The sequence below is a fragment of the Streptomyces sp. NPDC047061 genome (assembly GCF_040643955.1).
Taxonomy (GTDB): Bacteria; Actinomycetota; Actinomycetes; order Streptomycetales; family Streptomycetaceae; genus Streptomyces.
The window spans coordinates 13374-25843 of record NZ_JBEYVI010000020.1 but is presented as its reverse complement, the minus strand read 5'-3'; the positions used below and the strand labels follow the sequence as shown (position 1 = coordinate 25843).

11 protein-coding genes are annotated in these 12470 nt (G+C 71.5%); 7 read left to right on the top strand and 4 right to left on the bottom strand.

Annotated elements, in window-relative coordinates; genetic code table 11:
- From ABZ887_RS26520 to ABZ887_RS26505, 4 genes are all read left to right on the top strand, one after another.
- On the top strand, window positions 1–1950 hold the full coding sequence (locus tag ABZ887_RS26520; protein WP_361293799.1) for a fumarate reductase/succinate dehydrogenase flavoprotein subunit: 1950 nt from the start codon (window positions 1–3) through the stop codon (window positions 1948–1950).
- A complete protein-coding gene (locus ABZ887_RS26515) occupies window positions 1947–2696 on the top strand; it encodes a succinate dehydrogenase/fumarate reductase iron-sulfur subunit (protein ID WP_361293796.1) in 750 nt (249 codons plus the stop codon). The genes ABZ887_RS26520 and ABZ887_RS26515 overlap by 4 nt, the downstream gene beginning before the upstream one ends.
- Before the next feature lie 368 nt (window positions 2697–3064).
- Window positions 3065–3838: a GNAT family N-acyltransferase gene (locus ABZ887_RS26510; protein WP_361293793.1), complete on the top strand. Its 774-nt coding sequence runs from the start codon at window positions 3065–3067 to the stop codon at window positions 3836–3838.
- Complete coding sequence (locus tag ABZ887_RS26505; RefSeq protein WP_361293790.1) at window positions 3838–4701, top strand: lysophospholipid acyltransferase family protein; 864 nt, start codon at window positions 3838–3840, stop codon at window positions 4699–4701. Before ABZ887_RS26510 ends, ABZ887_RS26505 begins: the two co-directional genes overlap by 1 nt.
- On the opposite strand, the gene ABZ887_RS26500 is transcribed toward ABZ887_RS26505, so the two are convergent.
- Together ABZ887_RS26500 and ABZ887_RS26495 are read right to left on the bottom strand one after the other, a co-directional pair.
- Window positions 4656–6047 (bottom strand): DUF3500 domain-containing protein, encoded by a 1392-nt coding sequence (locus ABZ887_RS26500; protein ID WP_361293787.1) that lies wholly within the window; start codon window positions 6045–6047, stop codon window positions 4656–4658. The two genes, ABZ887_RS26505 and ABZ887_RS26500, sit on opposite strands and share 46 nt — an antisense overlap.
- A 230-nt stretch (window positions 6048–6277) precedes the next feature.
- Complete coding sequence (locus ABZ887_RS26495; RefSeq protein ID WP_361293784.1) at window positions 6278–6469, bottom strand: antitoxin; 192 nt, start codon at window positions 6467–6469, stop codon at window positions 6278–6280.
- Between the two features lie 210 nt (window positions 6470–6679).
- On the opposite strand from ABZ887_RS26495, the gene ABZ887_RS26490 reads away from it, so the two are divergent.
- Entirely contained in the window at window positions 6680–9151 is a 2472-nt protein-coding gene (locus ABZ887_RS26490) for an ATP-dependent Clp protease ATP-binding subunit (RefSeq protein WP_361293781.1), read from the top strand.
- A gap of 27 nt (window positions 9152–9178) precedes the next feature.
- Here ABZ887_RS26490 and ABZ887_RS26485 read toward each other — a convergent pair whose 3' ends face one another.
- Entirely contained in the window at window positions 9179–10177 is a 999-nt protein-coding gene (locus ABZ887_RS26485) for an LLM class flavin-dependent oxidoreductase (protein WP_361293778.1), read from the bottom strand.
- 88 nt (window positions 10178–10265) lie between these two features.
- Between ABZ887_RS26485 and ABZ887_RS26480 the strand changes: the two genes are divergently transcribed.
- The gene (locus ABZ887_RS26480) at window positions 10266–10757 is read left to right on the top strand and encodes a hypothetical protein (RefSeq protein ID WP_361293775.1); all 492 of its coding nucleotides are present in this window, start codon (window positions 10266–10268) and stop codon (window positions 10755–10757) included.
- A gap of 23 nt (window positions 10758–10780) precedes the next feature.
- Here the strand turns inward: ABZ887_RS26480 and ABZ887_RS26475 are convergent, their stop codons facing one another.
- Window positions 10781–10996: a dodecin gene (locus tag ABZ887_RS26475; protein ID WP_361293772.1), complete on the bottom strand. Its 216-nt coding sequence runs from the start codon at window positions 10994–10996 to the stop codon at window positions 10781–10783.
- Between the two features lie 231 nt (window positions 10997–11227).
- Between ABZ887_RS26475 and ABZ887_RS26470 the strand changes: the two genes are divergently transcribed.
- A complete protein-coding gene (locus ABZ887_RS26470) occupies window positions 11228–12457 on the top strand; it encodes an extracellular solute-binding protein (protein ID WP_361294168.1) in 1230 nt (409 codons plus the stop codon).
- Window positions 12458–12470 lie beyond the last annotated feature (13 nt).

The following is a 12470-nucleotide window of genomic DNA, read 5'->3' as shown; positions in this document are numbered from 1 at the left end:
ATGACCGACTACGTGAACTACCCGACCGGCGCACCCGTCTCCGACGGCAAGGCCCCCGACGGCCCGATCAACGAACGCTGGGACAGGCGCCGTTTCGAGGCCAAGCTGGTCAACCCGGCCAACCGGCGCAAGCACACGGTGATCGTCGTCGGCACCGGCCTCGCCGGCGGCTCCGCCGGCGCCACCCTCGCCGAACAGGGGTACCACGTCGTCCAGTTCTGCTACCAGGACTCCCCCCGCCGGGCCCACTCCATCGCCGCACAGGGCGGGATCAACGCGGCGAAGAACTACCGCAACGACGGCGACTCCGTCCACCGGCTGTTCTACGACACCGTCAAGGGCGGCGACTTCCGGGCGCGGGAGTCCAACGTCCACCGCCTCGCGCAGATCTCCGTCGAGATCATCGACCAGTGCGTGGCGCAGGGCGTGCCGTTCGCGCGCGAGTACGGCGGTCTGCTCGACACCCGGTCCTTCGGCGGCGTGCAGGTGTCGCGGACCTTCTACGCCCGCGGTCAGACCGGGCAGCAGCTGCTCCTCGGCGCCTACCAGGCGCTGAGCCGGCAGATCGCCGCCGGGAACGTGGAGATGCACCCGCGCACCGAGATGCTCGACGTGATCGTCGTCGACGGGCGGGCGCGCGGGATCGTCGCCCGGGACCTGATCACCGGGAAGATCGACACGTACTTCGCGGACGCCGTCGTCCTCGCCAGCGGCGGCTACGGCAACGTCTTCTACCTGTCGACGAACGCCATGAACTCCAACGCCACCGCCGTCTGGCGGGCGCACCGGCGCGGCGCCTACTTCGCCAACCCGTGCTTCACGCAGATCCACCCCACCTGCATCCCGCGCACCGGCGACCACCAGTCCAAGCTCACCCTGATGAGCGAGTCGCTGCGCAACGACGGCCGGATCTGGGTGCCCAAGGCCAAGGGCGACACCCGGCCCGCCAACCAGATCCCCGAGGACGAGCGCGACTACTACCTGGAGCGCATCTACCCGTCCTTCGGCAACCTGGTCCCGCGCGACATCGCCTCCCGCGCCGCGAAGAACGTCTGCGACGAGGGGCGGGGCGTCGGTCCCGGCGGGCAGGGCGTCTACCTCGACTTCGCCGACGCCGTCAGGCGGATGGGTCGGGCGGCCGTCGAGGCCAAGTACGGCAACCTCTTCGACATGTACCAGCGGATCACCGACGAGGATCCGTACCAGGTGCCGATGCGGATCTATCCCGCCGTGCACTACACGATGGGCGGGCTGTGGGTCGACTACGACCTCCAGACCACCGTCCCCGGCCTGTTCGCGGTCGGCGAGGCCAACTTCTCCGACCACGGCGCCAACCGGCTGGGCGCGAGCGCGCTGATGCAGGGCCTGGCCGACGGCTACTTCGTGCTCCCCGCCACCATCAACGACTACCTCGCCCGCAACCCCCACCAGGAGGCGGTCACGGTCGAACACCCGGTGGTCCAGGAGGTGCTGGCCGAGACGGAGGACCGGCTGAACCTGCTGCTGTCCGTCGACGGCGACCGTACCCCCGACTCCTTCCACCGCGAACTCGGCGAACTGATGTGGGAGTTCTGCGGGATGGCCCGCACGGACGCCGGGCTTCGCAAGGCACTTGAGCGCATCCCGCAGATCCGTGAGGAGTTCTGGCGGCGGATCAAGGTGCCGGGGACCGGCGAGGAGTTCAACCAGTCCCTGGAGAAGGCCAACCGCATCGTCGACTACCTGGAACTGGCCGAGCTGATGTGCCTCGACGCGCTGCACCGCGCCGAGTCCTGCGGCGGCCACTTCCGGGAGGAGTCCCAGACGCCGGACGGCGAGGCCGCCCGCAAGGACGACGCGTTCGCGTACGCGGCCGCCTGGGAGTTCACCGGCACCGGGGACGCCCCGGTCCTGCACAAGGAAGACCTGGTCTTCGAGTACGTCCACCCCACCCAGCGGAGCTACGCATGAAGCTCACCCTGCGCGTCTGGCGGCAGCGGAACGCCGACGCCGACGGTGCGATGTCCACGTACGAGGTGGACGGCATCTCCTCCGACATGTCCTTCCTGGAGATGCTCGACACCCTCAACGAGGAACTCATCCTGCGCGGCGAGGACCCCGTCGCCTTCGACCACGACTGCCGCGAGGGCATCTGCGGCGCGTGTTCCCTCGTGATCAACGGGGCCGCGCACGGGCCGGAGCGCACCACCACCTGCCAGCTGCACATGCGGTCCTTCAAGGACGGCGACACGATCGACATCGAGCCGTGGCGGGCGTCGGCGTTCCCGGTGATCAAGGACCTGGTGGTGGACCGGTCGGCGTTCGACCGGATCATCCAGGCCGGCGGATACATCACGGCGCCGACCGGGGCCGCGCCGGAGGCGCATGCCACGGCGGTGCCGAAGCCCGACGCCGACTTCGCGTTCGAGCACGCGGAGTGCATCGGGTGCGGGGCGTGTGTCGCCGCCTGCCCGAACGGGGCGGCGATGCTGTTCACCTCCGCCAAGGTGAATCACCTGAACGTCCTGCCGCAGGGGGCGCCCGAGCGGGAGACGCGGGTGCTGGACATGGTGGCGCAGATGGACGAGGAGGGGTTCGGTGGCTGCACGCTGACGGGGGAGTGCGCGACTGCTTGCCCCAAGGGGATTCCGCTGGTCTCCATTACGAGCATGAACAGGGAGTGGTTGCGGGCTACCCGGAAGGCGGGGAAGCGGTAGCGCCGTTGCGGGGTGCGGCGCCGTGGGGGCTGGTCGCGCCCGCGCGGCGGTAGCCGCAAATCAAATGCAGCCCCGCGCCCCTGAAGGGGCGCTCCTGCGAGGGCGCTGACAAGTGAAAGACGTTCGCCGAAAGGTGCGGACGGGCGGGGTCGGTGTGGTGCTCACCGGCCCCGTCTCGCGTTTTAGGGTGGCCGTGGGATCACGGTAGCGTTACCCCGGCGCGTCCCTCAGTGACCGTGCGCCCTTCGACCCCCGGCATTCAGCAGTCCCACATCCACGGGTCCCGCGCACGTCACGCCGAGTCCAGCCTGCCACGGAAGAAAGCAGGTGCAGATTTCCTCAGCTTCCGCTCGGCGCAGGAGACCTCCATGACCGCCATGCCCGCCTCACCCCCCGCTCTCGCCGCCCCGCCCGGGGACTCCGGCTATCTGGTGCAGCTCGCCCGTGACGAGGACGACGTCCGGGCCGCACAGCGGCTGCGCTACCAGGTGTTCGCCGGAGAGATGGGCGCCCGGCTCGACGGGCCGGAGCCGGGTCTGGACGTGGACGCCCTCGACGCGTACTGCGACCACCTCCTCATCCGCGAGGCCCTCACCGGCGAGGTCGTCGGCACCTACCGGCTGCTGCCGCCGGAGCGCGCCACGATCGCCGGCCGCCTGTACTCCGAGGGCGAGTTCGACCTCGGCCCGCTGGCCGGGATCCGCTCCGGCCTGGTCGAGGTCGGCCGCTCCTGCGTGCACCCCGCCCACCGCGACGGCGCCGTGATCGGTCTGATCTGGGCCGGCATAGCCCGGTACATGGTGGACCGCGGCCACGAGTGGCTGGCCGGCTGCTGCTCCGTCCCGCTCGCCGACGGCGGTGCCCTCGCCACCGCCACCTGGGACAAGGTCCAGGCCAAGCACCTCGCGCCGGAGGAGTTCCGGGTACGGCCCCTCAACCCCTGGGTGCCCACCGGACCCGCCCCCGAGGGACGCACCGAGCTGCCCGCCCTGCTGCGCGGCTACCTCCGCCTCGGCGCCTGGGTGTGCGGCGAGCCCGCGCACGACCCGGACTTCGGGGTCGCCGACATGTACGTGCTGCTGTCGATGCGCCGGGTCAACGCGCGCTATCTGCGGCACTTCCTCTCGCTCGTCCCGGCCTGATGAGCGTCTGGCTGCCCAGCGCGCCCTGCACTCCGGGCGCCTGTGTGGAGCGCGCCGGGTCCGTCACGGCCCTGCCCCGGGCCGTGCTGCGGTTCGCCGCGGTCGTGGCCCTGATGCTCGTCGCCATCGCGCTGCTGCCGCTCGGCGGGCGGATCCCCGCCGAGTGGGTGCGGCGGTTCTCCCGGACGCTCGTCCGGGCCGCCGGGGTCCAGGTCCGGATCACCGGCAGTGCGCCGAGCACCGGCGGGGTGCTCCTCGTCGCGAACCACATCTCCTGGATGGACATCCCGCTGCTGGCCGCCGTACGGCCGGCGCGGATGCTCGCCAAGAAGGAGATCCGCGAGTGGCCGGTGGCCGGCGCGCTGGTGGCCGGGGCCGGGGCGCTGTTCATCGACCGGGACCGGCTGCGCGCGCTGCCCGACACCGTCGGCCGGATCGCGGGGGCACTGCGGGAGGGGGCCGCGGTGGTCGCCTTCCCGGAGGGCAGCACCTGGTGCGGCCGGGCCCAGGGACGCTTCAGGCGGGCCGTGTTCCAGGCCGCGCTGGACGCCGGCGCACCCGTCCAGCCGGTGCGGCTGCACTACCGGCTGGAAGCGGGGGCGGCCAGCACCGTGCCCGCCTATGTCGGCGAGGACACGCTGCTGGCCTCCCTCTGGCGAGTGGTGACGACCCGCGGCCTGGTGGCCGAGGTGGACGTGCGGCCGCTGATAGCGGCCGGCAGCCACGCGGACCGTCGTACCCTCGCCCGCGCCGCCCAGCCGGGGACCCACGAACCCGCCTGGACGCACGCGGCTCTGGTGAGCCCCGAGCGGGCTGCTCAGTGGTCGGTCTCCAAGTGGAGCTTGAGCAGGTCCACCCCGTAGTCGCCGCCGTTGGGCGTGCGGATGATGGTGTGGATGTGCTGCTGGGTGGGCGTGCCGTTGGGGCCGCCCATGCCACCGCCGCCCGGCCCGCCGGAGGGCATACCGCCGGTGGGCTGACCGGTCGTCTGACCGGTGGGCTGGCCCGAGGGCTGGCCGCCGCCGGTGCCGGTCTTCGTCCCGTAGGCGAGCGGCGACTGGGCGTCGTACTCGATGAGGACGACCGGGCTGTGCACCCGGTAGTAGAAGGCCGAGGTGTCCTTGGTCCCGCCCAGCCAGTAGAAGTACGTCTGGTCCAGGTGCTTCTCCACCTCGGTCATCTTCACCCCCGCGTGCCCGTCGTCCATGTAGCCGACGTACACCCGGACCAGGTCGAGGAGCTTGTCCTGCTGGGCCGAGGTGAGCTCGGAGCCGGGCAGGCCCTGGTAGGCGAGCTTCAGGTTGTCGGAGCCGGCGCCCGCCTTCATGTCGGTGCCGGACTTGCTCACCTTGGAGTCGATCACCTTGGCGCGCTGGGCCGAGGTGAGCGAGCGCAGCAGCGCCAGACCGGCCTTGGTCTCCGGCTTGAAGAGGGTGATCTTCTCGCCGTTGTAGGTGGCCGACGTCGGCTCGGAGCCCATGAAGGTGGGCGTCATCACGACCTGGTCGCCGAGCACGAAGTAGTTGATCGCCACATGGTGGCCCTCGTACTGGAAGCCCCACGGCTTGGTGGTGGACGGGGTGCCCATGAAGGTGAAGAAGTAGGCGCCCTCGGTCAGGGTGTCCCGGTTGCCGCCGTTGTAGTCGCCCAGGAACTGGTTGAGCTTCATGATGTTGCGGGTCTGGGTGAGACCCTTCGCGGAGAGCGCGGTGCCGAGCAGCGCGAAGCCCAGCTCCCGCTTCTTGTCCGTGATGTCACCCATCCGGACGCCCTTGCGCTCGTAGCCGTCGACGTTGCTCCAGGCCAGCCACTCGTCGTCGTCCACGTCGAACGTGCAGGACGTGCGCTCCTTCGCGCTGAGCCCGTCCAGGAACGTCTGCGCGGCCTTGACGACCTTGTCCGTGGAGACGTCCGTGGAGTGGATCGAGTACAGGTCGTCGACGACCTTGCCGTCCGTGGTGAGGCCCGTGAAGTCCTTGTACTTGACCTCGGTCTGGCCGGGACCCATGCCGCCGGCTCCGCCGGGGCCGCCCGAGGGCATGCCGCCGTTCGGAGCCCCGGAGGAGGGTGAACTCGACGCGTTGGACAAGCCGTTGGAGCAGCCGGTCATGGTCGCCAGCGCGGCGACACCGCCGGCGAGCAGCGCCTTGTTCATGAACCAGCGGCGGCTGCGCTCGGCTTCGGGGGTGCGGGGGTGGTGTCCGTGCATGGGCCCAAGGTCCCGGGGCAACCTGAAGCGTTCCTGAAGACCCCGGAGGACAGGGGAACGCGCCCGCGGACACCGACGTCCGGGGCGTGGGCGGGTGTGCCGCGGGCGGACACCCCGCGACGGGCGGCTCGCGGGGCAGGGACAGACCCCGCGAGGCCGGCCGGCGCAGTCGTTTGCTGGTGCGCGGTCGTTCGCTCCTGCGCGGTAGTTCGTTACTGTGCGGACGTTCGCTACTGCGGAGGGTTGCCCTGCCTCCGCTCCCGCTCGATGTAGTCGTCGGCCTGCTTCTGGGCCATGTCGACCTGGGACTGGTACTTGTTCCCGGTCCGCTGGTCGATCATGTCGCCGCCCTTTTCGACGCCCTTCTTGGCCTGGTCCTCGTGGCCCTTGAGCATCCCCTTGAGCTTGTCCAGCATGGACATGGCAGCCCTCCTCGCTGGTTGCGTTCCACCCCCAGCGTCACCGGCCGGGGCGCCGTCCGCATCTCGGCGGGCGTCCCCGTGCGGGCCCGGCGAGCCTGTGCGAGCTTGGAAGGCGCGGAATGCCGCCGATCGCGGAGCCCTGGGCAGGGGCTCTCGCGCAGCCGCCCCGCAGCGCCGCCCGCACAGCCGTCCGCAGAAAGGCCCGGCCCCATGAGCACTCCCGGTTTCGGATTCGGACGCAGTCCCTTCGAGGAGTTCGACGAGCTGATGTCCCGCTTCTTCGGCGGCGCGGGTGCGGGCGCCCAGCCCCGTCGCCCGCAGCGCGTGGACATCGGCAGCCTGCTGTCCGAGCGGGCCCGGGAACTGGTCGCCGAGGCCCGGGACCTCGCCGCCTTCGAGGGCAGCGAGGAACTGGACGCCCGGCACCTGCTGGCCGCCGCCACCACCCATGACTCCACCCGGCGGCTGCTCACCGAGGCGGGCGCGGACCCCGACCAGCTCCGCGCGCGGCTCACCGCGGGCCACGGCGGCGGCGAGAAGACCGAGCCCACCGCCCTCACCCCGGCCGCCAAGCGCGCCCTGCTCGACGCCTACCAGATCTCCCGCGCCGAGGGCGCCTCCTACATCGGCCCCGAGCACCTGCTGCGCGCGCTCGCCGCGAACCCGGAGTCGGCGGCCGGGCGGGTGCTCGGCGACAGCGGCTGGGAGCCGACCAGGATGCCGGCCGAGGGCGCGGCGGAGCGCAAGAAGCCCAGCACCACGCCGACCGTCGACGAGTACGGCCGTGATCTCACCGAGGACGCCCGGGCCGGGCGCCTGGACCCGGTGATCGGGCGGGACGAGGAGGTCGAACAGACCATCGAGGTGCTCTCCCGGCGCAGCAAGAACAACCCGGTCCTGATCGGTGACCCCGGCGTCGGGAAGACCGCCATCGTGGAGGGCATCGCGCAGCGGATCGTCGCCGGTGACGTGCCCAGGACCCTCGAAGGCAAGCGGCTGGTCTCCCTCGACCTGGCCGGGATGGTGGCCGGCACCAAGTACCGGGGCGAGTTCGAGGAACGCCTGAAGAAGCTCCTCGACGAGGTCCGCGAGCACAGCGACGGACTGGTGCTGTTCCTGGACGAGTTGCACACCGTGGTGGGCGCGGGCGGCGGGGGCGACGGCGCCCTCGACGCCGGCAACATCCTCAAACCCGCCCTCGCCCGCGGCGAGTTGCACCTCATCGGCGCGACCACCATCGACGAGTACCGCAAGCACATCGAGAAGGACGCGGCCCTGGAGCGCCGGTTCGCGCCCATCCTGGTCGGCGAGCCCACCGTCGACGACACCATCGAGATCCTGCGCGGCCTGCGCGACCGCTACGAGGCCCACCACCAGGTCCGCATCACCGACGAGGCGGTGGTGGCCGCGGCCGAGCTGTCCGACCGGTACATCACCTCCCGGTTCCTGCCCGACAAGGCGATCGACCTGATGGACCAGGCGGCCGCGCGGGTGCGGCTGCGCTCGAAGACCCCGCCCACCGACACCCGGGACATCGAGGACCGGATCGCCGCCCTGAACCGCGAGAAGGACCAGGCCGTCGCCGACGAGGAGTACGAGCGGGCCAAGGAGGTCCGCGACCGCATCAAGGAGACCGAGGCCGAGCTGGCGCGGGCCGGCACCGCCGAGGAACACGCGCCCAAGGTCACCGCCGAGGACATCGCCGAGGTCGTCTCCCGCACCACCGGCATCCCGGTCGCCGAGCTCACCGAGGAGGAGCGGGAACGGCTGATGAAGCTGGAGGAGCACCTGCACGAGCGGGTCGTCGGCCAGGACGAGGCGATCACCGCCGTCGCCCGCGCGGTCCGCCGCGCCCGCGCCGGCATGAGCGACCCCAACCGTCCGGTCGGCAGCTTCCTCTTCCTCGGCCCGACCGGCGTCGGCAAGACCGAACTGGCCCGCGCCCTGGCCGCCGCCCTCTTCGGGGACGAGACCCGGATGATCCGTCTCGACATGAGCGAGTTCCAGGAGCGCCACACGGTCTCCCGGCTGGTCGGCGCCCCGCCCGGATACGTCGGCCACGAGGAGGCCGGCCAGCTCACCGAGGCGGTGCGCAGGCAGCCGTACGCCGTGCTGCTCCTCGACGAGGTGGAGAAGGCGCACCCGGACGTCTTCAACACCCTGCTCCAGCTGCTGGACGACGGCCGCCTCACCGACGCCCAGGGCCGTACCGTCGACTTCAAGAACACCGTCGTCATCATGACGTCGAACATCGGTGCCGACCGCATCCTGGCCGCCGGCACCGAGGACTACACCAAGGTCCGCGAGGCGGTCATGCCGGCCCTCCAGCAGCACTTCCGGCCGGAGTTCCTCAACCGCATCGACGAGATCATCGTCTTCCGCGGCCTGGACCGCACCCAACTGCGTGAGATCGTCGACCTGTTGCTGGAGCACACCCGGCGCCGCCTGCACGCCCAGGACGTCAGCCTCGAAGTCACCGACACGGCCGCGGAGCTGCTCGCCAACCTCGGCCACGAGCCCGACTTCGGCGCCCGCCCCCTGCGCCGCACCATCCAGCGCGAGGTCGACGACCGCCTCGCCGACCTGCTCCTCTCCGGCCAGCTGGTGGCAGGCGAGCGGGCGGTGGTGGACGCGGCGAACGGCGAGATCGTGATCAGGTCCGACAAGCCGGCCACGGTCTGACCGGTCTGACCGGTCCGACCGGTCTGATCAGGAGGTCACGATCCCGGCCAGCCGCCGGTACGAGTCCAGCAGGGCCGTGCGGTCGTACGTGCTCGTGGTGACCAGCACCTCGTCGGCGGCGGTCTCCTTCAGGACCGTCTCCAGTTCGTGGGCCACCTGGTCCTCGGTGCCGGCGAGGTGTCCGGTGAGCCCGGACTCGTAGAAGCCGCGTTCCTTCGCGGTCATCGTCCGGGCCTCGACGGCCTCGGCCGGGGGCAGCGGCGGGAACGTGCCGTGGGTGCGGGAGTACGCCATCGACCAGGCCTCCGGGACGAGCAGCCGGCGCGCCGCCTCCGGGGTGTCGGCGACGGCGATCGTCCCGGAGATCACGACGTACGGTTCGGCGGCCCAGGGGGAGGGGCGGAACCGGTCGCGGTAGTGGTCGATGCCGCGCCGCATCTTCTCGCGGTTGCGCAGGTCGCCGATGACCATCGGCAGCCCGGCGCGGGCCGCGATGTCCGCGCCCTCACCCATCGCCAGCACGAACGGCGGCACACCCAGCCCCTCCGCCGGGCGGGCCCGCACCCCCGTCGGCGAGGTGCCCTCGAACCAGCCCAGCAGCTCGCCGAGCTGCGCCGCGAAGTCCTCGGCGTCGTCCTTGTCCCGTCCCAGGGCCCTGCGCACGCCGTCGGTGAAGCCCACCGACCGGCCGAGCCCCATGTCGATCCGCCCCGGATACAGGGACTCCAGCACCCCGAACTGCTCGGCCACGACCAGCGGCCGGTGGTTGGGCAGCATGACCCCGCCCGTCCCGACCCGGATGCTCCGGGTGGCGGCGGCCACGGCGGCGGCCAGCACGGTCGGCGCGGAACCGGCGACGCCGGGCACCCCGTGGTGCTCCGACAACCAGAAGCGGTGGTACCCGAGCGCCTCCACCTCCCGCGCCAGCGCCACGGTGTCCCGCAGCGCCTCGCCCGGCGCATGCCCCTCCCGGGTGCGCGAGCGGTCGAGGACGGAGAACCGGGTCCGGGCGATGGTTGCGTTCACAAGGGGTTCAACAGCCGGGCGGCCCCAGGATTCCCGCCGTCACACGCGGCCGCCGCCTGTTCCGGGGCTGCCGCTCTAGGGTTGCCGCGTGACAGAGAGCAGCAAGCGTCCGATCGCCGTGTTCGACATCGACAACACGCTCGCGGACACCGCGCACCGGCAGCGGTTCCTGGAGCGCAAGCCGAGGGACTGGGACGCGTTCTTCGCGGCGGCGCCGCACGATCCGCCGATCGCCGAGGGGATCGCGCTGGCCGTGGCGACCGCCGAGGAGTGCGAGATCGTCTATCTCACCGGGCGGCCCGAGCGCTGCCGGCGCGACACGCTGGACTGGCTCGCCGCCCACGGGCTGCCCGAGGGACGGGTGCACATGCGGCGCAACGCCGACCGCAGGCCCGCCCGGCACACCAAGCTGGAGATCCTGCGGCGGCTCGCGGAAGGACGTCAGGTCCGCTTCCTGGCCGACGACGACGAGCTGGTGTGCGACGCCGCCGAACGGGCCGGGTTCACCGTCGTGCGGGCCCGCTGGGCCGAGCGCTCGGCGGCCCTGGAGCAGGCCCAGGAGGGGGAGGGACGGACCTGACGGCAGGACCGTCGGCCCTCGTCTCAGCCTTCGTCGTCGATGCGGAAGCCCACCTTCAGGCCGACCTGGTAGTGCTCGATCTGCCCGTTCTCGATCTGGCCCCTGACCTGCGTCACCTCGAACCAGTCCAGGTTGCGCAGGGTCTGGTTGGCGCGTGCGACACCGTTGCGGATGGCCTGGTCGATGCCCTCGTGCGAGGTGCCGACGATCTCGGTGACGCGGTAGGTGTGATTCGCCATCGGGGGAGCTCCTCTCGTCGTCACTCCACCGTGCCGTATCCGGAAGCGGAGCGCGAGGCGTCGGTTCCGAAATGCCGACAGCCCTTGACCCTCCGTATTGGTCCATACCAAAATCCCCTACACCCGCACGAGCCCCTGGTGCTCGTTCCCCCACGTCGGGCCTCTTCGGCTGTCCGCCAGACAGAACAGGACCCCCTCGTGAGACATCGCCGCCCGCTCGCCCTCGTCTGTGTGTCCGCCGCCCTGCTGAGCGCCTGTGGAGTCCTGCCGGGCCAAGGCGGCGACCGGCACACGGTGACGGTGTGGCTGATGCGCAACAGCGCCTCCGCGGACTTCCTGCGCCGCTTCACCGCGGACTTCGAGCGCACCCACAAGGACATCCGCCTGGACATCCGCATCCAGGAGTGGACCGGCATCGTGGACAAGGTGCAGACGGCCCTGAAGAGCGACTCCGCCGACGCGCCCGACGTCATCGAGGTCGGCAACACCCAGGTCCCGCAGTACGTCGAGGGCGGCCGCCTCACCGACCTCACCCTGGAGTCGATGCGCGACTGGGGCAAGGAGCACTGGCTGCCCGGCCTCGCCGAGCCCGGCCGGGACGACTCCCGCCAGTACGGCATCCCCTGGTACGCCGCCAACCGGGTCGTCATCTACCGCAAGGACCTGTTCAGGAAGGCCGGGATCACCTCCCCGCCGAAGACCCGCGAGGAGTGGCTGGCCGACACCGGCAAGCTCAACTCCGGCGGGAACCAAGGGATCTACCTCGCCGGACAGGACTGGTACACCCTCTCCGGGTTCGTCTGGGACGAGGGCGGCGACCTCGCCGAGGAGACGGACGCCGGCTGGAAGGGCACCCTCGACAGCCCGGCCGCGCTGCGCGGGATGGACTTCTACCGGCAACTCCAGGCCCTCGGCAAGGGGCCCGTCGACGCCGACGAGGAACACCCGCCCCAGGCACAGGTGTTCGCGGGCGGACAGGTCGCGCAGATCATCGCCGTGCCCGGCCTGGCCCAGTCCATCGTGCAGGAGAACCCCGAACTCAAGGACGAGATCGGCTACTTCCCGGTGCCGGGTCTCACCGCGGCCCACCCCGGCGCCGTCTTCACCGGCGGCTCCGACCTCGTCGTACCGCAGAACACCGACCGGCCCTACGACGCGACCGCCGTCGTCGGCGCGCTGGCCGGCGCCAAGTGGGACACCGAGCTGGCCCGCACCATGAACTACGTGCCCAACAAGACCACGCTGGCGGGCGCCGTGGCCGGGGAGGAGGGGGTCGCCGCGATGGCGGCGGGTGCCGCGCGAGGGCGGGCGACGCCCCACTCCCCGGACTGGCCGGCCGTCGAGGCCGACAACCCGATCAAGGGCTACATGACCAAGGTGCTCGGCGGAGCGGACCCCGCGACCGAGGCCCGCCGCGCCTCCCGACGGATCACCGAACTCCTCGCACCGGACTTCGGGTGAGCGCCCCTATAGG